The organism is Halopseudomonas pertucinogena, from assembly GCF_014646575.1.
In the GTDB taxonomy this organism is placed as follows: domain Bacteria; phylum Pseudomonadota; class Gammaproteobacteria; order Pseudomonadales; family Pseudomonadaceae; genus Halopseudomonas; species Halopseudomonas pertucinogena.
Map to the genome: position 1 here is coordinate 293,500 of NZ_BMNN01000002.1, position 20,399 is coordinate 313,898.

Here is a 20,399-nt window from a genome sequence, read left to right on the forward strand (position 1 = left end):
CGATGAAACAACACGATATCGTTGAAAAGAACATAGGCCTGATGATCGTGCTGATCGTGGTTGCGATCAGCTTCGGTGGCCTGACCCAGATCGTCCCGCTGTTCTTCCAGGACGAGACCACCCAGCCGGTGGAGGGCCTGCGGCCCTACACCGCGGTGGAACTGGAAGGCCGCGACATCTATATCCGCGAAGGCTGCGTGAGCTGCCACTCGCAGATGATCCGCCCGTTCCGCTCCGAGACCGAGCGTTATGGTCATTATTCCGTAGCCGGTGAAAGCGTCTGGGAGCACCCCTTCCTGTGGGGCTCCAAGCGTACCGGTCCGGACCTGGCCCGCGTCGGCGAGCGTTACTCCGATGACTGGCACCGCGCCCACCTGATCAACCCGCGTGACGTGGTGCCCGAGTCCAAGATGCCCTCCTACCCCTGGCTGCAGGAGAACGTCCTGGATGGCAAGAACACAGCCCGGAAGATGGAAGTCCTGCGCAATCTGGGCGTTCCGTACACCGATGATGACATTGCAGGTGCCCGCGAGGCCGTACGTGGCGTGAGCGAGATGGACGCGCTGATTGCCTATCTGCAGCACCTTGGCACCGTCATCTCTGACCGCCGGTAAGCAAACATGGACATCAATACTCTCCGCGGCATAGCCACCATCTTCGCGATGGTGGCATTTATCGGCATCGTGATATGGGCCTACAGCTCATACAAGAAGAAGGATTTTGACGAAGCCGCCCAACTTCCCTTCGCCGACGACGATAAAGACAAGGCAACGCGTGAGCAGAAAGATACCCGGAGTAATGAAAAATGAGTGATTTCTGGCATTGGTACATCATCGTACTCACCGTTGTCTTCCTGGTTCTGATCACCTGGCTGCTGTTCGCTACCCGCAGGGGTCAGCGTCCCGACCAGACCAGCCAGACCACCGGTCACGCGTATGACGGCATTGAAGAGTATGACAACCCCCTGCCCCGCTGGTGGTTCATGCTGTTTGTCGGCACCCTGGTGTTCACCGTCATCTACCTGATCCTGTATCCGGGCATGGGCCGGTTCCCGGGTGTGCTGGGCTGGACCCAGGTCAACCAGTACGAGCGTGAGGTCGAGCGCGCCGAAACCCGTTTCGAGCCGATCTTCGCCAAGTACCGCGACCTACCCATCGAGGAAGTGGCCCGTGACGAAGAGGCACGCCGTATCGGTCAGCGTCTGTTCGCCACCAACTGCTCCGTCTGTCATGGCTCCGACGCCCAGGGCTCCTTCGGCTTCCCCAACCTGACCGACGACGACTGGTTGTGGGGCGGCGAGCCCGAGCAGATCCTGACCACCCTGCGTCAGGGCCGTCAGGCCACCATGGCGGCCTGGCTGCCGGTGATCGGTGAGGAAGGCGTGCGCAACACCGCCGGTTATGTACGCAGCCTGTCCGGCCTGGAAACCGAGGGTGTGGACATTGAGGCAGGCAGAGAGGTATTCGCTACCAACTGCGTGGCCTGTCACGGCCCGGACGGCAAGGGCAACCACCTGCTGGGCGCGCCGAACCTGACCGACGACGTCTGGCTGTACGGCTCCAGCATGCTGCAGGTGTCGCACAGCATCCGCGCCGGCCGTAACGGTAACATGCCGTCACAGGCTCACCTGGGTGAGGACAAGCTGCACATGCTTGCTGCCTACGTCTACAGCCTCTCGCTGGAAGACGAGTAACACCCGCGCGACCCTGTGTCGCATGGTTCGCTCCGCCCGGTCAGCGTATGCTGATCGGGCGGAGCCCGTTATGGCTGCCGCCATTGTCTGACCTGCCATGGCCAGGCCTTCCCTCCTAAAACTATATGGCAGCCTGAAATGAGCGATAAGATTCCCGTCAAAGATGTCACTACCGAGAAGATCGAGACGATCGATCTGTACGCCAAGCGCGAAGCCATCCACACGCGCTCGTACAAGGGGTTCTTCAAGAACATCCGTCTCGCTGGTGTGACGTTTCTGTTCCTCCTGTTCTTCGGCACCGCGTGGCTGAACGTGGATGGGCGCCAGGCAGTCCTGTGGGACCTGCCTGCCCGCCAGTTCCACATCTTCGGCGCGACCTTCCAGCCGCAGGACTTCTTCCTGCTGTCGTTCCTGCTGATCATCTGCGCCTTCGGCCTGTTCTTCATCACCACCTTCGCCGGGCGGATCTGGTGCGGCTATACCTGCCCGCAGACGGTCTGGACCTGGATCTTCATGTGGGCCGAGCGCATTACCGAGGGTGAGCGCAACGCGCGCATCAAACTGGATGCCGCCCCCATGAGCCTCAATAAATTCATGCGGCGCAGCGCCAAACATGCGCTCTGGGTCGGCGTCTCGCTGATCACCGCCCTCACCTTCGTCGGCTATTTCACCCCCATCCGCGGCCTGCTGGTGGACCTGGTCACCTTCGACCTGAACGGCTGGGCGGCGTTCTGGATTTTCTTCTTCACCGCTGCGACCTATATCAACGCCGGCTGGCTGCGCGAGCAGGTGTGCTTCTACATGTGCCCCTACGCACGCTTCCAGAGCGTGATGTTCGACAAGGACACCATGGTGGTGACCTACGATTACAACCGTGGCGAAAACCGCGGCCCGCGCAAGAAGGGCGTGGACCCGGCGGAGCTGGGCCTGGGCGACTGCACCGACTGCACCATGTGCGTGCAGGTCTGCCCCACCGGCATCGACATCCGCGACGGCCTGCAGCATGAGTGCATCCAGTGCGCTGCCTGTATCGATGCCTGTGACGAGGTCATGGACAAGATGGGTTACGAGCGCGGTCTGATCCGCTATACCACCGAGCAGAACATGGCCGGCAAGAAGACTCGCATTCTGCGGCCGCGCCTGATCGGCTACGGCGCTGCCCTGCTGATCATGATCGCCATGTTCATCTTCACCCTGGGCAACATGGCCCAGGTCAGCCTGGACATCCAGCGCGACCGAAATGTCCTGTATCGCGAAGCGCGTGGCGGCAATATCGAAAACGTGTACATAATCAAGGTCATGAACAAGGGTCAGCAGCCGCGGACGTTCAACCTGACGGTGGACGGCCACCCGGAGCTGAGCCTGGAGATTCAGGCCAATCGCCTGACCGTTGAGCCCAGCAGCCTGTTGCAGGTGCCGGTCAACGTCCAGCTGGATCCCGCTTACATGCAGGGTACCAACATGCCCATCACCTTTACTGTTACAGCGGCAGATGACGAGAGCATTTCGGCCACCGCCGAAAGCCGGTTCATGGGCCCCAGCCTGAGGTAATCCATGCAGCAAGACAACAACATACCCCCCTGGTACAAGCAGTTCTGGCCCTGGTTCCTGATCGGCATCCTGGTATTTGCCGTGGTCATCGGCATGGGACTGCTGTGGGTGTCCCTGCTCAACCCCGACAGCATGGTGCGCGACAACTATTACAAGGAAGGTCGCGCCATCAACATGCACCTGGGCCGGGATCAGATGGCCAGGGAACTGGACCTGTCCGCCAGCTTCACCATCGACGAGCTGACCGGCGGCATGACGCTGCAGCTGGACGGCAACCTCGAGCCGCTGCCCGAACAGCTGCTGATGGATATCATGTCGCCTACCCATGCCGAGCGCGACCGCAGCGTCATGTTGCGCCACATCTCCGGCAACCAGTACACCGGTGAACTGGATTTCACCATCCAGGGCCGCCACTACATCGACCTGAGCGACCCTCTCCTGCCCGGTCAGGATGGCTGGCGCCTCACCGGTGAAGTCACGCTGCAGATGGGACAGCAGCATCAGCTCAGCGCTGACTGATCCATGACCCAGCCCCTGCCCTGCTACCACTGCGGCGAACCGGTTCCGGCCGGTTCGCGCTGGTGCGTGACCATCCTCGGCGAGCAGCGGGACATGTGCTGCCCCGGCTGTCAGGCGGTGGCCGAGGCCATCGTTGCAGGCGGCCTGGCGTCCTACTACAGCCACCGCACCGAGCACTCGGTGAATCCCGAAGCCCTGCCTCGCACACTTCAGGACGAGCTGGAAATGCTCGATCGCAGTGATGTGCAGGAGCGTTACGTGCAGAGCGAGGGTGACCGTCAGAGCATTCAGCTGCTGATCGAAGGCATCAACTGCGCGGCCTGCGGCTGGCTGATCGAACGCCGGCTCAGGCAGGCTCCCGGCGTGGTCGAGGCCAGCCTGAACCTGGGCAACAATCGCCTCAGTCTGAGCTGGGATCGCAGCCTCACCCGGCTCTCCGCGCTGCTGGCGGAAATCAAACGCATCGGTTATGTCGGCCATCCCTACGAGCCGGATCAGGCCAGCGCACAGATTGCCGCCGAGAACCGCCGCTATCTCCGCCGCCTCGGCCTGGCCGGCCTGATGTTCATGCAGGTGATGATGGCGACCATGGCGCTGTGGGATGGATTCAACCGGGACGTCACCCCCGAGATGGCCATCACCCTGCGCTGGACCGCTCTGCTGCTGACCACGCCGGTGGTCCTGTACAGCTGCATCCCGTTCTTCACCGGCGCCTGGCGCGACCTGAAGAACCGTCGGCTGAGCATGGACGTATCGGTGTCACTGGCCATCGGTGCGACCTACCTGGCCGGCATCTGGGCCATTCTCACCGACTCGGGCGAGATCTATTTCGACTCGGTGGTGATGTTTGCCTTCTTCCTGCTTGCCGGGCGCTATCTGGAACGGCGGGCGCGACAGCGCACGGTGGAAAGCACCGCCCGACTGGTCAACCTGTTGCCGCCCAGCACCCTGCGCATCGACGAAAATGGCCAGACCCAGCGGATCATGCTCGACGAGGTACGTCAGGGCGACCGGCTGGAGGTCAAGCCCGGCGAGAGCATTCCTGCAGACGGTGTGATCATCACCGGGGTCAGCAGCATCGACGAATCAGCCCTCTCCGGCGAGTATCTGCCGCTGGCCAAGCGCCCCGGGGACCGGGTCACCGCCGGCACGCTGAACGTCGAAGGGCCCCTGCAGATCGAGGTCAGGGCCGTGGGCGAACAGACTCGCCTGTCCGCCATCGTGCGCCTGCTGGACCGTGCCCAGTCCGATAAACCCCGGCTGGCGCGGCTGGCCGACCAGGTGGCCCAGTACTTCCTGCTCGGTGTGTTGCTGTCTATCGTCGTGGTCGGCGGCCTCTGGTGGTGGCTGGTCAGTGGCGATCGCGCCTTCTGGATCATCATCGCCATGCTGGTGGCGGCCTGCCCCTGCGCCCTCTCACTGGCCACGCCCACCGCGCTGACCACCGCCACCGGCAGTCTTCACAAGCTGGGCCTGCTGATCACCCGTGGTCACGTGCTTGAGGTGCTGAACAAGATAGATACCGTGGTGCTGGACAAGACCGGCACCCTGACCGAAGGCCGCATGACCCTTGAGCGCGTCGAGCCTTTCCCCGGGCAGGATGGCGACCTGGCCCTGCAGCACGCACGGATGATCGAGTCCTGCTCGGAGCACCCCATCGCCCGCGCCTTCGGCCGCAGCGCCAGCCAGGCGCAGGATGTGGTCAACCACCCCGGTCACGGCATGGAAGGCCGCTGCGACGGGCGCCTGCTGCGCATCGGCAAGCCCGGCTTCGTCGCCGAACTGGGTGAGTGGACCGCTCCGGAGGTGCCCTCCGCCCCCGGGCAGTGGTTGCTGCTGGGCGACGCGTCGGGCCCGATTGCCTGGTTCGTTCTCAATGACCGGTTGCGCCGGGACGCCGGCGAGCTGATCAACTCGCTCAGGCGCCGTGGCATGCGCATCGTACTGCTGTCCGGGGACCATGCGCCGGTGGTCGAGCGGATGGCCGCCCAGCTGGCTATCGATGAGGCCATCGGCAATGCCGCCCCCGACGACAAGCTGGCATTCGTGCAGCAGTTGCAGGCCGAGGGGGCCCGGGTACTGATGCTTGGCGATGGGGTCAATGACGTGCCGGTACTGGCCAGTGCCGACATCTCCATCGCCATGGGCGAGGCTTCCGACCTGGCCAAGACCAGCGCCGATGCGGTGCTGCTGGGCAGCCGCCTGGAAGCGATCAACGAGGCCTTCGACGTCGCCGGACGCACCCGGCGGATCATGATCCAGAATCTGTTCTGGGCCAGCGCCTATAATTTCGGGATACTGCCGCTGGCCGCCATCGGCCTGGTAACCCCGGCCATTGCTGCGGCCGGCATGTCCGCCAGTTCGCTGCTGGTGGTACTCAATGCCCTGCGCCTGACCCGGCTGCCGCGCCACCGGCAGCCGGCCCCCGGCGCCCCCTTACAGGAGCAGCCCGCATGACCGTACTCTACATTCTCATCCCCGTGGCGATCGTGCTGGTGGCCATTGCCATCGTGGTGTTCAACTGGGCCGTGAACAGTGGTCAGTACGACGATCTGGACGGCCCAGCGCACAGCATCCTGTTCGATGACGAGGAACCGCTGCCGCCCACCTCCGATGAAGCTGCTGCAAAGCCGTCCGCTGTCGAACAGCCGGAACAGAAGACGGACGACCCCCGCTGAGCATGGAACTGCTGCCCCTGTTTTTCACGGCGCTGGCGCTGGGCCTGCTCGGCGGCGGGCATTGCATCGGCATGTGCGGTGGTCTGATGGGAGCCCTGACCATGGCCATTCCTGCCGACCAGCGCCACGGCTGGCCATTATGGCGGGTGTTGCTTGGCTACAACGCCGGACGCATTGCCAGTTACACCCTTGCCGGTGCGCTGCTGGGAAGCCTGGGCTGGCTGATCCAGGACCTCGGGCTGGGCAGCGGCCTGCGGGTTCTGGCCGGCCTGCTGATGATTGCCATGGGCTTGTATCTGGCCAACTGGTGGTCCGGCCTGACGCGTATCGAGCGTCTGGGGCGTGGACTGTGGCAGCACATCGAGCCCCGCGCCCGCCGGTTGCTGCCGGTCACCCGACTGCCCCAGGCGGTGCTGCTCGGCACGCTGTGGGGCTGGCTGCCATGCGGGCTGGTGTACAGCATCCTGGTCTGGGCCAGCAGCCAGGGCGATGCTGGGTTGTCAGCCGCGCTGATGGCTGCCTTCGGCCTGGGTACGCTGCCTACCCTGCTGGCAACCGGGCTGCTGGCCAACCGGATGATGGCCATGCTGCGCCGGCGAGCGGTACGGGTGACCGCCGGCCTGCTGATCATCCTGTTCGGCATCTGGACCATCCCCGGGCCCCACACCGCCTGGATCTGGGGCGGCCATCACGGGCATCATGCCCAGAGCGGCACGCACGCCGAGCATTGAGCGGCTGGCCCGTGCTAGAATCGCCGGACGTTCCGCCCCAACGGGGCGATCCACGCGCAGGTCAGTCCGTCGCCAACGAGGATTCGAGTTACCATGTCCAACGCCATTCCCCTGCTTCAGCGAGAAGCGCACTGCAAGGATTGCAGCCTGGCTTGCATGTGTCTGCCGATTGCCCTGCACGCCGATGAAATGGATGCGCTCGACCGCATCGTCAAGCGCGGTCGCCCGCTGCGCCGCGGCGATGTGCTGTTTCGTCAGGGCGAGGAGTTCACCTCGATCTACGCGCTGCGTACCGGAGCAATCAAGACCTACAGCCTGTCCGACAATGGCGATGAGCAGATCACCGGGTTTCACCTGGCCGGTGAGCTGATCGGCATGTCCGGCATGGACTCGGGTTCTCATACCGTTTCCGCCGTCGCGCTGGAAACCACCTCGGTGTGCGAGATTCCCTTCGACAATCTGGACGAATTGACCGCGGTACTGCCGCAGCTGCGCAAGCAGCTGATGCGGCTGATGAGCCGGGAGCTGCGCGAGGACCAGGAAATGATGCTGCTGCTGTCGCGCAAGAATGCCGACGAGCGCATTGCCACCCTGCTGATCAACCTGTCCGCACGCTTCCGCGCCCGCGGCTACTCGGCCCGATCCTTCCGCCTGGCCATGTCCCGCAACGAGATCGGCAATTATCTCGGCCTGGCGGTGGAAACGGTGTCCCGGGTATTCACCCGCTTCCAGCAGCAGGGATTGATCACCGCCGACGGCAAGCAGATCGAGATCACCGACTATATTCAATTGTGCGCGCTGGCTGGCGGCCAGAACGAGTAATCCACTTCAGGAATTCCATCCCATGATATTCGACGAGTTCACGATCAAATCCCTCATCCGCCCGGTTCCAGGCTTCCCGAGGGAGGGCGTGACCTTCCGTGACATCACTCCGCTCTATCAGTCGCCGCGCGCCGTACGCATGGTGACCGACAGCATGATCCAGCGTTATGTGGAATCCCCGGTGACCCACATCGGCGCCATTGACGCCCGTGGCTTTCTGCTCGGCTCGGTGCTGGCCTACGAGCTGAACAAGCCGCTGATCCTGTTCCGCAAGGCGGGCAAGCTGCCGGCCGACTGCATCAGCGCCAGTTACAACACCGAATACGGCGAAGCCCGTATCGAGATCCACCGCGATGCACTGTCCGCCGGCGCCCAGGTACTGCTGGTGGATGATCTGATCGCCACCGGCGGCACCTTCATTGCCGCCGCGCAGCTGGTCGACCAGCTCGGTGGTGAAATCTACGAGGCCGCCGCCATCATCGATCTGCCTGACCTTGGCGGCAGCCGTCTGATGCAGGAATCGGGGATAGCCACCTTCACCCTGTGCGCCTTCGCAGAGAACGAGTGACCGCATGAGCGGCGCAGCCCCTGCTGCCGGACTCATCGGACGGGGCACGCCGGAGTTTCGGCGGGCCAGCCTGGCGCTGGTAATTGCCTCGCTGGTGATCTTCGGCAATCTGTACGCCATCCACCCGCTGCTGCCGCTGATCTCGGCGCATTATCAGGTCAGCACGCTGCAGGCGAGTAATGCCTTTACCCTGACCAGTCTGACGCTGGGCCTGTCGCTGCTGGTGCTGGGCCCATTGTCCGACGCCTTTGGTCGTCGCGCCCCGCTGATCATCGGCATGACGGCGACCAGCCTGCTGACCCTGGCCATGGCTCTGGTGGACAACTTCACCGCGCTGATCGTCCTGCGCGCCCTGCTCGGCATCGCCCTGGGCGTGCTGCCGGCCACCGCCATCGCCTACCTCGGCGACAGCATGCAGCGCACCGCACTGATCAGTGCGGTGGGACTGTACATCGGCGGCAACACCGTGGGCGGTGCCGGCGGGCGGCTGCTCGGCGGGTTCATTGCCGATCACCTTGGCCTGCATGCGGTATTCTTCATCATCGGCGGTGCCAGTCTGCTGGGTACGCTGCTGGTATTCCTGCTGCTGCCCCCGGCCCGGGCCTTCCAGCCGCAGAAGCTGTCGCTGACCGGCAGTCTGCTCACCTTCGCCAGCCACCTGCGCAACCCGGCGCTGCTGCCGGCCTTTCTGGTCGGCGGCCTGAGCTTCATGGTGTTCATCAATCTGTACACCTTCATCACCTTCCGTCTCAGTGCGGCGCCCTGGCAGCTGGGTGCCACCAGTCTGGGCATGCTGTTTCTGACCTATCTGGCCGGTACCTTTTCCGCCAGCCTGTCCGGTCGGGTCAGCGCACGGTGGGGGGCATGTCAGGGGATGGCGCTCGGCGTGATGCTGTTCGCGCTGGGGTGCCTGGTTACCCTGAGCGACCAGCTGTGGCTGATCATCGCGGGACTGGTCTGCAATGCGTTCGGCTTCTTCCTTACCCATTCGCTGGCCAACAGCTGGGTCAACCAGCATGCCAGCCACGGCAAGGCCAGCGCCTCCTCGATGTATTCGGTGCTCTACTATCTGGGGGCGGCGGTGGGCATCTACTATCTCTCACCGTTCTGGCGATCGGGGGGCTGGGGCGCGGTGATCGGCGGCAGCCTGGCGATACTGGTCGTCAATCTGGGACTTATCACCCGGTTGCGCCGCCGCCAATAACTGGACTCGGCGCACCGGCTTACATATCATCCGGGCATAACAAATAAAAACATCCACATGGATGCAACATGCAAGGAACCCCGGCATGCCCATCGCTACCCTGCCCCCCGACACTCGCCTGTTGCTGATCGACGACCATCAGATCTATCTCGACGGGCTGACCCTGACACTCAACAACCTCTGCCAGGGCATTACCCTGGACCATGCGCGCACCAGCAGCGAGGCGCTGGAGCAGGTTGGCCAGCACACCTATGATCTGGTTCTGCTGGACCTGCACCTGCCCGATGGCAATGGTCTGCATCTGCTGGAGAAGCTCCAGGCGGCGGACTCGCTCACCCCGGTCGCCATCCTCACCGGCAGCAACAACCCCAGCGACATGGAGGCTGCCCTGAACAAGGGCGCGGCGGGTTTCATCAGCAAGACCGCCGATGGCCCGACGCTGATCAGCGCGGCGCTGCGACTGCTGTTCGGTGAGCAGGTGCTGATTGCCGACGAGAGCCAGCAGGTGGACCGCCGTACGCTGGCCCGGGAGTTCGGCATCACCCCGCGACAGCTGGAGATCCTCGACCTGCTGGCCGAAGGTCTGCCGAACAAGGTCATCTGTCAGCGCCTGTCGCTGTCCGAGGATACGGTCAAAACCCACCTGAAGGCGGTATTTGCCGCACTGGGCTGCCACAACCGCACCGAGTGCGTGAATACCGCACGCAAGAAGGGCCTGGTCAGCAGCTGACTGGCGCCAGCAGCCCCTGCACCACCCGCCGCAGACGGGCCGGCAGCACCGGCTTGTAGATCACCTGTACATCCGCCTGTCTGGCGATCTCGCTGAGAGTGTTGGCGGTATCGGCGGTGACCAGCGCCGCCGGCCCGTCATACAGCCCGCGTTCACGCAGCGTGGTGATCAGATCCAGACCGTTCATCTCGCCCTCCAGGTGGTAGTCGCTGAGCAGCAGGTCCGTGCCGCTTTCCAGCCCCTGCTCCAGCAACGAGCTGGCTTCGGCATGACTGGTCACCTGCAGGCCCCAGTGGCGCAGCAGCGTCTCCATGGCTTCGCGGTTGACCAGATCGTTCTCCACCAGCACTACCCGCCCGCTGAGCGGCGCCCCCTGGCTGGTCAGCGGCATCTCGGCCTCGGCCTGCCAGCGACCCAGCGGCACCTCCACCCAGAAGCAGGCGCCTTTGCCGGGTGCGGAGGTGACACCGGAGGGGTATTCCAGCAGATGCTGCAACTGGCGACAGATCGACAGCCCCAGCCCCACGCCCTTCTCCAGCGTCCGGGCAGGGTTGCGCAGCTGAGTGAACTCCTCGAAGATCCGCTGCTGATCGGCGATGCTCAGCCCGCAGCCGTTGTCGATGACCTCGATACGCGCCTGGTCCTCCCGCTCGGTAACCCGCACCAGCACAGCGGTGCCCTCCGAGTGCATCAGCGCATTGTTGAGGTAGTTGCGCACCAGCCGCTCGAGCAGCACCGGGTCGGTCTGCACGGCGCAGCGCGGCGGGCACTGCAGCTCCAGGCGGATGCCCTTTTCGCTGGCCGCCTTCTCCAGCGTGCCGGTCAGCCGTGCGAGCCAGCCGTGCAGGTTGATATGCCGCAGCTGCGGTCGCACCATGCCGACCGACAGGCGCGAAATATCCAGCAGGGAGTTGAGCATCGCCTGCAGCAGCTGGGAGGACTCGGCCAGTCGCTGTACCGTCTTGCGGGCCTCGGCGTCGCTCACTTTTTCCTGCAGGTGCTCGATGAACAGCGACATCGCGTGCAGCGGCTGACGCAGGTCATGGCTGGCGGTGGCCAGAAAGCGCGTCTTGCTCTGGCTCTCCTGCTCCACCCGCATATGGGCAGCGCGCAACAGTTCCTCGTTGAGATAGGCCCGGCGCAGCATGTATTCGTAGGCATAGGCCACCACGCTGCCCATGAGGGTGAAACTGCACAGGTACAGGCTGATGCTGATGATCATCTCCCGTGGCGCACCAAGCGCGATCTCGCCCGCCAGATAGCACAGCAGGATGACCCATGAGCAGTACACCGAATGGCGCGCCGGCAGCCCGAGCAGGAAGGTGCCGGACAGCAGTACCAGATACAGCCCGTCGTGGGTAACCGGCACGCTCAACGGCTCGGTTCGGCACAGCAGAATGATTACCGCCACGGCCAGACCCACGGAGAGGTAGGCCAGGGTCGCGAAGGCAAAGGCCTTCTGCGGGCTGACCCGGTCAGGGCGATTGACGAACCACAGTGAAAAGGCCACCAGCACCAGCACCACGGTGCGGATGGGTATGGTGATCTCGTGGATCTCCGGCGGCAGATAGCGGTAATCCACCCAGAAGAACAGCAGCATGAAACCGATGCTGGATAACGCCACCGGCACCAGGCGGCCCCGCATCTTGCGGTGCATGTAATTCTGAAAATCCTGCTCGACGAGCCGGGTGAACCGCAGGCGGCCGAGGCGGTGGCGCTGCGCCAGCAGTGCAGGTTCATCCAGCGAGTCGGTCCGAGAGGCAGCGGCGGCATCAATCATGTTGTTATTTTCCCTGATCTGCGCTTGGCAAGAGCCTACGCCCTTTATGCCTTCCGGGCCATACCCCTGCTGTTGATGCCCTGCCATCAGCGCGGAGTGGGCCGGTTGACCAGCCCGGCGTGGCTCTGCATGCTAAAGTCCAATCAGCATTCAGCTTTCCCCTTGCACACAGGAGACCCCAGCATGCCCCAGACTCAGGACCGCAACCGCCAGATACTGCTTGCCTCCCGCCCGGTGGGCGCGCCGGTGCCCGAGAACTTCCGCCTGGTGGAATCGGCGGTACCTTCGCCAGGACCGGGCCAGATGCTGCTGCGTCATATCTGGATGTCCCTCGACCCCTACATGCGCGGTCGCATGAGCGATGCCAAGTCCTATGCCGAGCCGGTGGCGATCAATGACGTGATGCCCTGCGGGGCGGTCGCCTGGGTCGTGGAGTCCAATCTGGAGGGCTATCAGCCGGGTGATCTGGTAATGAGCTATACCGCCGGCTGGCAGGATTACAGCCTGTCCGACGGCAGCATGGTGTTCAGGCTTGACCCGAACATGCCGCACCCCTCGCAGGCGCTGGGTGTACTCGGCATGCCCGGTTTCACCGGCTACATGGGGCTGCTGGATATCGGCCAGCCGAAACCCGGCGAGACCGTGGTGGTGGCCGCCGCAACCGGCCCGGTGGGCAGTGTCGTGGGCCAGGTCGCCAAGCTCAAGGGCTGCCGCGTGGTAGGCATCGCCGGGGGGCCGGACAAGTGCGCCTACGCCGTGGATGAACTGGGTTTCGATGCCTGCCTGGACCACAGGCTCGACAGCCTGCCGGAGGACCTGGCCAATGCCTGCCCCGACGGCATCGACGTGTATTTCGAGAACGCCGGCGGCAAGGTGTTCGATGCGGTCATGCCGCTGCTCAACCCCCATTCCCGGGTGCCCGTGTGCGGCCTGATCGCCCAGTACAACGCCACCGAATTGCCGCCCGGCCCGGATCGGCTGCCACAACTCATGCGGCTGCTGCTGAGTCAGCGCATACGCATGCAGGCCTTCATCATCTTCGACAACTACGGGCCGCACTATCCCGAGTTTCTTGCCGAGATGACCCCCTGGGTGGCCGAGGGTAAGGTGAAGGTTCGCGAGCATCGGATCGAAGGGCTGGAAAACGCGCCCCAGGGCCTGATCGGCCTGCTAGAGGGGCAGAACTTCGGCAAGGTGGTAGTGAAGATCGCCGACTGATTGAGGGAACGCCATGCCGGATTACATCCTCGCCATCGACCAGGGCACTACCAGCAGCCGAGCGATGATCTTCGACGCCCGACTGCAGCCGGTGAGTGTCGCCCAGCAGGAGTTCGACCAGCACTTCCCGCAGGATGGCTGGGTGGAGCACGACGCCGAGGATATCTGGCACAGCGTGATTTCGGTGGTCCGCCGCGCGCTGGGTGACGCCGGGCTGACTGCGACGGCTATCAGCGCCATCGGCATCACCAATCAGCGCGAAACCACGGTACTCTGGGACGCCGCCACAGGCGAGGCGGTGCATCCAGCGATCGTCTGGCAGGACAGACGCACCGCGGAGTTCTGTGACCGGCTGCACGCCGCCGGGCATGAGCCCCTCATCAACGAACGCACCGGCCTGCTGATCGACCCCTATTTCTCCGGCACCAAGCTGCACTGGCTGCTGGATAACGTGGCCGGCGCCCGCGAGCGCGCCGCACGGGGCGAACTGCGCTTCGGCACCATCGACAGTTTCCTGCTCTGGCGCCTGACCGGCGGCAAGGTGCATCGCACCGATGCGACCAACGCCTCGCGCACCCTGCTGTTCAATATTCATACCCAGCAGTGGGACGACCAGTTGCTGGAGCTGCTGAACATTCCGGCCAGCCTGTTGCCGGAAGTGCTGGATAATACCGCCGATTTCGGCATCACCGACCCGTCGCTGTTCGGCGCCGGCATTCCCATATGCGCCATGGCCGGCGACCAGCAGGCGGCGCTGGTCGGCCAGGCCTGCTTCCACCCCGGCAGCGTCAAGAGCACCTATGGCACCGGCTGTTTCATGGTGATGAACACCGGTACCACTCCGGTGCAATCCGGCCATCGGCTGCTGACCACCGTAGCCTACCGGTTGGCAGGCGAGACCACATATGCCCTGGAAGGCAGCATTTTCGTTGCCGGCGCGGCCATTCAGTGGCTGCGTGACGGGCTGAAACTGATCCGCCACGCCGATGAAACCGAAGCGCTGGCCGAACAGGTTGGCGATCAGAGCGGCGTATATCTGGTGCCGGCCTTCACCGGCCTGGGCGCGCCCTACTGGGACCCGCTGGCGCGGGGAGCGATCCTCGGGTTGACTCGCGATACCGGCATCGCCGAGATCGTCACCGCCGGGCTGCAGTCGGTATGCTTCCAGACCCGCGACCTGCTGGAGGCGATGCAGGCCGACAGCGCCATGCCGATGTCCACCCTGCGGGTCGATGGTGGCATGGTCGTCAACAACTGGATGGTACAGGCGCTGGCCAATACCCTGGGCGTACCGGTGGACCGGCCGCAGGTGACCGAAACCACTGCGCTGGGCGTCGCCTGTCTGGCCGGGCTGCACGTCGGGCTGTTCACCGGGCTGGAGGATCTCGCACGGCACTGGGATTGCGAACGCAGCTTTGCCCCGGTGATGCCGGAGGCCCGGCGCGAGGAACTCTACGCCGGCTGGCTGGACGCAGTGGAGCGGGTGCGGCGCCCGGCCCATGCCAACCGCACCGGCGAAGGCTGACTACGGCGTCCTGTCCTCGCTGCCGCTATTCTGTCCCGGCTCAACTACCGGCACGACGGCCGGCTCGGCGACGCCGTCCTCGTGGATCAGCTCCGGCTCGATCGGCAGTTCCTCTGCCGGTACCGCGACTACCTCATGCTCCTCCCGCGCCTCGGCATACAGGCTCCAGGCGGCCATGAACAGGGCAGCAATCAGCGGGCCGATGACAAAACCGTTGAGTCCGAACAATGCCAGCCCGCCGAGGGTGGATATGAGCACCACGTAGTCCGGCAGCTTGGTGTCCTTGCCGACGAGTATGGGGCGCAGTACGTTGTCCGCCAGACCGATGACGACCGCCCCGAAGGCGGTCAGGATGGCCGCTTCCCACAACGCGCCGGTCGCCAGGAAGTAGATCGCCACCGGGCCCCAGATCAGACTTGCCCCTACCGCCGGCAGCAGTGACAGCACCGCCATCAGCACGCCCCAGAGCAGGGCCCCCTGGAGACCCAGGACCCAGAAGATGAAACCGCCCAGCGCGCCCTGCACCGCCGCAACAGCGATATTGCCCTTTACCGTGGCCTTGACCACGGTGGTGAATTTGGACAGCAGGTGCTGCTTGTAGATCTCGCCCAGCGGGATGGCGCGGCGCACGCTGGCAGCCACCTGGCGGCCATCACGCAGCAGGAAGAACAGCAGATACAGCATGATGGCGAAGCTGATCAGGAACTGGAAGGTGTTCTGCCCGATGCTGAAGGCCTTGGTCGCCAGGAACTGGCTGCCGGTCATGGCGAACTCGGATATGCGTTCCTGCACATCGGCCAGATCGGTAAGGCCGAACCGCTCCAGCAGGCTGCGGGCGAATTCGGGCAAGGCATTGATGACCTGTTCCAGGTAGTCACCGAAATTCAGCGTGCCGCTGCTCACCCGCTGATAGATATTGGTGCCCTCCTGAACCAGTGCGCCGGCCATGAGACTCAGAGGCAGGATCACGATCACCAGAATGATGACCAGGGTAACCGCAGCGGCCCAGCCGCGCCGACCGTTGAAACGGTTCTCGAAACGCCGCTGCATGGGATAGAAGATGATTGCCAGGATAGTGCCCCAGAACACCGCTCCGTAGAACGGCAGCAGGATTGCCACGAAGGCGATGGATACCAGCGCCAGCAGCAACACGAAACTCTTGTTTTCCATATTGGTATTGATCATGGCTTGCCTGTGTTCATCCAGTCGTCGGGTGAGACCGGAAGAATACCAGCGCCGGATGAAAGCAGATAGCGGGCGACCCGCCGTCAAAACATTCAACACTCCCGGCAGTACGTGGTCTCAATCTGGTGTCACCCCCATTCCACGGAGACAACCCATGAAGATCATTACCAGAACCCTGCCCCTGATCGGTTTCGCCGCCCTGCTCGCCAGCCCGGCCGTGATGGCACAACAGGAAGATGTCACCTGCGAGTCCAACATGGCTTCGCTGTCCGAGAATGCCGACTATGACCGCGAGAGCCTGACCGAATCGGCCCGGCAGCAGATAGACGAACATATCCGCATGGCCGGCGAAGCGCAGTCGCAAGGCGATGAAGAAGGGTGTGTGGTCCACTCGAGCAAGGCCCTGCAGGAAATACGCGGCGCCGGCTCCAGCGAGAATGCCCAGGATACCGAGGGCAATGAAGAGCAATAGGCCGGAAACAACAGAGCCCCTGACCTTGAGGGGTCAGGGGCTCTGGAAATTGGTCGGAGCGACTGGAATCGAACCAGCGACCTTCTCGTCCCGAACGAGACGCGCTACCAGGCTGCGCTACGCTCCGTATTGGTGAGGCGGCATTTTACATAATCGTTATTTTTTCACAAGTGCAAAGATGAAAAAATCTTTAGCCGCCCGGCGCTTAGGCCACCTCAGCCCTCGGCCGCGGCAGTCAGCATGGTCTGCAGTTCACCGGATTCGGCAAGCTCCAGGATGATGTCGCTGCCACCTACCAGCTCACCCTTCACCCACAGCTGCGGAAAGGTCGGCCAGTTGGCGTACTTGGGCAGCTCGGCGCGGATGTCCGGGTTCTGCAGGATATCCACATAGGCGAACTTCTGTCCACAGGCCATCAGCGCCTGAACCGCACGGGCGGAGAAGCCGCACTGCGGCGCATTCGGCGCGCCCTTCATGTAGATGAGGATGGGGTGGCTGGCGATCTGATCTTTGATGGTGTCGATGGTGGTGCTCATGGTGATCCCCTGAAGCGGTGAATGGGCAGAACGATTGGCGCCATTGTATCGCAAAGCCCCCTTTCTGCCCATCGGCCCACCCGCGGTTGGGGCATTTGCCTTGCGCTGGATTTTACCTATAAGATGCCTGCTTCTCACTCTCGATGGATGGCTTGTACCGAGCCAATAGGCTGCGGTACGGGCTCCCATTTCCGATCGGCAGCCGATCGCAATCAGGTAGCACAACATGACAGTACGGCATTTTCTTTCGTTGATGGATTGTTCCCAGGCAGAGCTGGCCGGCCTGCTCAAGCGCGGCATCGAGCTGAAGGACCTGCACCGCCGGGGAGTGGTCTACGAGCCGCTGAAGAACCGCGTACTGGGCATGATCTTCGAGAAGGCCTCCACCCGCACCCGGGTCTCCTTCGAGGCGGGCATGGTGCACCTTGGCGGTCAGGCCATCTTTCTTTCGCCGCGGGATACCCAGCTGGGACGCGGCGAGCCGGTGGAGGACAGCGCACGGGTACTGTCGAGCATGTGCGATGCCGTCATGATCCGCACCTTCGCCCATGCCACGCTCGAGACCTTCGCTGCCTACTCCCGGGTGCCGGTGATCAATGGCCTGAGTGACGATCTTCACCCCTGCCAGCTGCTGGCAGACATGCAGACCTACCTTGAGCACCGCGGCAGCATCAAGGACAAGGCCGTGGTCTGGGTCGGCGACGGCAACAACATGTGCAACACCTACATCCAGGCTGCCATCCAGTTCGAGTTCCAGCTGCGCGTGGCCTGCCCCGAAGGCTACGACCCTGATCCGGCGCTGCTCGAGCAGGCCGGTGACCGGGTGAGCATCGTCCGCGATCCGCGCGAGGCGATGGCCGGGGCGCACCTGGTCTGCACCGACGTCTGGGCCTCGATGGGTCAGGAAGAGGAAGCAAGGGAGCGCAGAAAGACCTTCGCACCCTATCAGGTGACATCGCAATTGCTGGATCTGGCCGACGAGTCGGTGGTGTTCATGCACTGCCTGCCAGCGCACCGCGGCGAGGAGGTCTGCGCCGAGCTGATGGATGATCCGCGCAGCCTGGTCTGGGATCAGGCGGAGAATCGCCTGCATGCGCAGAAGGCACTGATCGAATTCCTGCTGGCGGTGTGACGGCCATGTCCGAGATCGTGCTGGAGCTCAACGAACTGGCCTGCGGCTACGACGACACGCCTATCGTACATGAGCTGAGCCTGCATCTGCGGGCCGGCGATATCGGCTGCCTGCTGGGACCATCCGGCTGCGGCAAGACCACCACCCTGCGCAGCATCGCCGGCTTCGAGGCGGTCACCGCAGGCGAGATCCGGTTGCGCGGCGAGCTGCTGTCCAGCCCCACCACACGGGTGCCACCGGATCGCCGCCGCATCGGCATGGTATTCCAGGATTACGCGCTGTTTCCGCATCTCACCGTCAGCGAGAACATCGCCTTCGGCATCAGCCGGCACCCGCAGCGCCGGCGCATCGTCAGCGAACTGCTGGAGCTGGTCAATCTGGACCGGCTGGGCAACCGCTATCCCCACGAACTGTCGGGGGGCCAGCAGCAGCGGGTGGCGCTGGCCCGGGCGCTGGCGCCGGAGCCTGCCCTGCTGCTGATGGACGAACCCTTCTCCAACCTCGATGGCGACCTTCGCCGACGCCTGTCGGCCGAAGTGCGGGACATCCTCAAGGCCCGTGGCATCAGCGCCATGCTGGTCACCCACGATCAGAGCGAGGCCTTCGCCATGTGTGACCAGGTCGGCGTTCTGCGCGAGGGCCGGCTGCAGCAATGGGATACGCCCTACAACCTCTATCACGAACCGGCCACGCCCTTTGTCGCCAGCTTCATCGGCCAGGGCTATTTCCTGCGTGGCCAGCTGCTCACTCCGGATACGGTGCAGACCGAGCTCGGCGTGATCCGCGGCAACCGTGCCTATCAGCTGCCCACCGGCAGCGCAGTGGATGTGCTGCTGCGCCCGGATGACATCGTCGGCGAGGATGGCAGCGCGCTGACCGCGACCATCACCGGCAAGGTGTTTCTCGGCGCCACCACCCTGTATCGCCTGCAACTGCCTACCGGCAGCACGGTGGAGACCCTGTTTCCGAGCCATGATGATCACCCGCTGGGCGAGGTACTGGGCATCCGCGTGGCAGCCGATCACCTGGTCATCTTCGCCGCCCAGGGCAGCGTCAACGTCAGCGCCACGCTGCCGCTTGAGCAGATGCTTGCGCAGGGTGATTCCGCCTGAGCGAGCGCGCGCTCTTGGCAAGCGGCTGACGGCTCCGGATAATGGCGGTTTTTCAATCCAGCCTGACGAGTCCATTCATGCAGATAGCCAAAGACGCCGTGGTCCAGTTCCACTACACCCTGTTCGACGCCAAGGGCGAACAGATCGAAACCTCCCGCGATCACGAGCCGGTTCTCTACCTGCACGGTCAAGCGGGCCTGCTGGACGGGCTGGTCGAAGCGATGGAAGGTCGCTCCGCCGGTGACAGTTTCAGCATCGAGCTGCCGGTGGACAAGGCGTACGGTCCAGTGCGCCCCGACGCGCTGCAGAAAGTCCAGATCAAGCACCTGCAGGGTGCCAGAAAGTGGAAGCCCGGCATGCTGGCGGTGATCCAGACCGAACAGGGTCCGCGCCAGGTCACCGTGGTGAAGGTCGGCCACTCCCAGGCAGTGGTCGACAGCAACCATCCACTGGCCGGCCGCGATCTGAAGTTCGACGTGGAAATCCTGGCCGTGCGCCCCGCCACCGAGGACGAACTGGCCCACGGTCATGCTCATGGGGCAGGCGGCCATCAGCACTGAGCCAGACCGCTCCCGCCCCGGATTCTGGCGATGTCCGGGGCGCGACAAAAAACAACCCAAGCATTATTGACAGAAAAAGTGTATTATGGTTGTTTTTCATCACAAGGGAGCAGATTTGATGTCAGCAAAACCCGCTGTTACGGTTACCGCCAAGAAACCCACCAGGGCCGCAGCCAAACGCAAGCCGGAGCCGGCCGTCGCTACCAGTGAATCCATCGACGACCAGATCCAGGCGTTCCTCGCCGCAGGCGGAAAGATCCAGAGCATCCCCACCGGCACCAGTGGCCAGACCTATGGCGGACCACGGGGCAGAACCGCCGTCAAGAGCGCTGCCAAGCCAGCAGCCAAGACCGCCAGCAAGGCCTGATACACCCACCCCTGAT

At 63.8% G+C, this 20,399-nt stretch carries 22 protein-coding genes and 1 tRNA gene; 19 read left to right on the forward strand and 4 right to left on the reverse strand.

The genetic code is table 11. The features are described 5' to 3' along the window. Positions 1-2 precede the first annotated feature (2 nt). The 12 genes from ccoO (at position 3) to IEW63_RS06565 (ending at position 10,496) form a co-directional block, all read left to right on the forward strand. On the forward strand, positions 3-614 hold the full coding sequence (gene ccoO / locus IEW63_RS06510) for a cytochrome-c oxidase, cbb3-type subunit II (protein WP_188635797.1): 612 nt from the start codon (positions 3-5) through the stop codon (positions 612-614). Positions 615-620: 6 nt separating this feature from the next. After that, complete coding sequence (locus IEW63_RS06515; protein ID WP_188635798.1) at positions 621-809, forward strand: cbb3-type cytochrome oxidase subunit 3; 189 nt, start codon at positions 621-623, stop codon at positions 807-809. After that, positions 806-1,693: a cytochrome-c oxidase, cbb3-type subunit III gene (gene ccoP / locus IEW63_RS06520; protein ID WP_188635799.1), complete on the forward strand. Its 888-nt coding sequence runs from the start codon at positions 806-808 to the stop codon at positions 1,691-1,693. The genes IEW63_RS06515 and ccoP overlap by 4 nt, the downstream gene beginning before the upstream one ends. A 138-nt stretch (positions 1,694-1,831) precedes the next feature. Beyond that, positions 1,832-3,244, forward strand: a complete 1,413-nt coding sequence (gene ccoG / locus IEW63_RS06525; RefSeq protein ID WP_188635800.1) for a cytochrome c oxidase accessory protein CcoG — start codon at positions 1,832-1,834, stop codon at positions 3,242-3,244. Positions 3,245-3,247: 3 nt separating this feature from the next. Beyond that, positions 3,248-3,763: a FixH family protein gene (locus IEW63_RS06530; RefSeq protein ID WP_188635801.1), complete on the forward strand. Its 516-nt coding sequence runs from the start codon at positions 3,248-3,250 to the stop codon at positions 3,761-3,763. A 3-nt stretch (positions 3,764-3,766) separates the two neighbouring features. Then, positions 3,767-6,220, forward strand: coding sequence for a heavy metal translocating P-type ATPase (locus IEW63_RS06535; protein WP_188635802.1), 2,454 nt, complete (start codon positions 3,767-3,769; stop codon positions 6,218-6,220). After that, positions 6,217-6,441 carry a cbb3-type cytochrome oxidase assembly protein CcoS gene (gene ccoS / locus IEW63_RS06540; RefSeq protein ID WP_188635803.1) on the forward strand — a complete coding sequence of 75 codons (225 nt, stop codon included), beginning with the start codon at positions 6,217-6,219 and terminating at the stop codon, positions 6,439-6,441. Before IEW63_RS06535 ends, ccoS begins: the two co-directional genes overlap by 4 nt. Positions 6,442-6,443: 2 nt before the next feature. Further along, on the forward strand, positions 6,444-7,172 hold the full coding sequence (locus IEW63_RS06545; RefSeq protein ID WP_188635804.1) for a sulfite exporter TauE/SafE family protein: 729 nt from the start codon (positions 6,444-6,446) through the stop codon (positions 7,170-7,172). A 93-nt stretch (positions 7,173-7,265) separates the two neighbouring features. Then, complete coding sequence (gene fnr, locus IEW63_RS06550) at positions 7,266-7,994, forward strand: fumarate/nitrate reduction transcriptional regulator Fnr (RefSeq protein ID WP_188635805.1); 729 nt, start codon at positions 7,266-7,268, stop codon at positions 7,992-7,994. A 22-nt stretch (positions 7,995-8,016) separates the two neighbouring features. Further along, on the forward strand, positions 8,017-8,562 hold the full coding sequence (locus tag IEW63_RS06555) for an adenine phosphoribosyltransferase (RefSeq protein ID WP_188635806.1): 546 nt from the start codon (positions 8,017-8,019) through the stop codon (positions 8,560-8,562). 4 nt (positions 8,563-8,566) lie between these two features. Beyond that, positions 8,567-9,766, forward strand: coding sequence for an MFS transporter (locus IEW63_RS06560; protein ID WP_188635807.1), 1,200 nt, complete (start codon positions 8,567-8,569; stop codon positions 9,764-9,766). 85 nt (positions 9,767-9,851) lie between these two features. Continuing rightward, the gene (locus tag IEW63_RS06565; protein ID WP_188635808.1) at positions 9,852-10,496 is read left to right on the forward strand and encodes a response regulator; all 645 of its coding nucleotides are present in this window, start codon (positions 9,852-9,854) and stop codon (positions 10,494-10,496) included. On the opposite strand, the gene IEW63_RS06570 is transcribed toward IEW63_RS06565, so the two are convergent. Next, on the reverse strand, positions 10,486-12,276 hold the full coding sequence (locus IEW63_RS06570) for a hybrid sensor histidine kinase/response regulator (RefSeq protein ID WP_188635809.1): 1,791 nt from the start codon (positions 12,274-12,276) through the stop codon (positions 10,486-10,488). The genes IEW63_RS06565 and IEW63_RS06570 overlap by 11 nt on opposite strands. A gap of 183 nt (positions 12,277-12,459) precedes the next feature. Here IEW63_RS06570 and curA point away from each other — a divergent pair, with 183 nt between their 5' ends. Then, on the forward strand, positions 12,460-13,494 hold the full coding sequence (gene curA, locus IEW63_RS06575; protein ID WP_188635810.1) for an NADPH-dependent curcumin/dihydrocurcumin reductase: 1,035 nt from the start codon (positions 12,460-12,462) through the stop codon (positions 13,492-13,494). A 13-nt stretch (positions 13,495-13,507) separates the two neighbouring features. Then, positions 13,508-15,019, forward strand: coding sequence for a glycerol kinase GlpK (glpK, locus tag IEW63_RS06580; RefSeq protein WP_188635811.1), 1,512 nt, complete (start codon positions 13,508-13,510; stop codon positions 15,017-15,019). Here glpK and IEW63_RS06585 read toward each other — a convergent pair whose 3' ends face one another. Beyond that, positions 15,020-16,204, reverse strand: a complete 1,185-nt coding sequence (locus IEW63_RS06585; protein ID WP_188635812.1) for an AI-2E family transporter — start codon at positions 16,202-16,204, stop codon at positions 15,020-15,022. It lies immediately after the preceding gene. Positions 16,205-16,358: 154 nt separating this feature from the next. Here IEW63_RS06585 and IEW63_RS06590 point away from each other — a divergent pair, with 154 nt between their 5' ends. After that, complete coding sequence (locus IEW63_RS06590) at positions 16,359-16,676, forward strand: PA2433 domain-containing protein (RefSeq protein WP_188635813.1); 318 nt, start codon at positions 16,359-16,361, stop codon at positions 16,674-16,676. A 50-nt stretch (positions 16,677-16,726) separates the two neighbouring features. Here IEW63_RS06590 and IEW63_RS06595 read toward each other — a convergent pair. After that, positions 16,727-16,803: transfer RNA gene (locus IEW63_RS06595), tRNA-Pro, on the reverse strand. 88 nt (positions 16,804-16,891) lie between these two features. Further along, positions 16,892-17,212, reverse strand: a complete 321-nt coding sequence (gene grxD, locus IEW63_RS06600; protein WP_188635814.1) for a Grx4 family monothiol glutaredoxin — start codon at positions 17,210-17,212, stop codon at positions 16,892-16,894. Between the two features lie 226 nt (positions 17,213-17,438). Between grxD and argF the strand changes: the two genes are divergently transcribed. The 4 genes from argF to IEW63_RS06620 all read left to right on the forward strand — a co-directional run bounded on the left by argF (position 17,439) and on the right by IEW63_RS06620 (position 20,383). Continuing rightward, positions 17,439-18,344 (forward strand): ornithine carbamoyltransferase, encoded by a 906-nt coding sequence (argF, locus tag IEW63_RS06605; RefSeq protein WP_188635815.1) that lies wholly within the window; start codon positions 17,439-17,441, stop codon positions 18,342-18,344. Positions 18,345-18,349: 5 nt separating this feature from the next. Next, positions 18,350-19,456, forward strand: coding sequence for an ABC transporter ATP-binding protein (locus tag IEW63_RS06610; protein WP_188635816.1), 1,107 nt, complete (start codon positions 18,350-18,352; stop codon positions 19,454-19,456). Positions 19,457-19,533: 77 nt separating this feature from the next. After that, positions 19,534-20,016 carry an FKBP-type peptidyl-prolyl cis-trans isomerase gene (locus tag IEW63_RS06615; protein WP_188635817.1) on the forward strand — a complete coding sequence of 161 codons (483 nt, stop codon included), beginning with the start codon at positions 19,534-19,536 and terminating at the stop codon, positions 20,014-20,016. Between the two features lie 118 nt (positions 20,017-20,134). Further along, positions 20,135-20,383, forward strand: coding sequence for a PFL_1563 family small protein (locus IEW63_RS06620; protein WP_188635818.1), 249 nt, complete (start codon positions 20,135-20,137; stop codon positions 20,381-20,383). Positions 20,384-20,399: the final 16 nt, after the last annotated feature.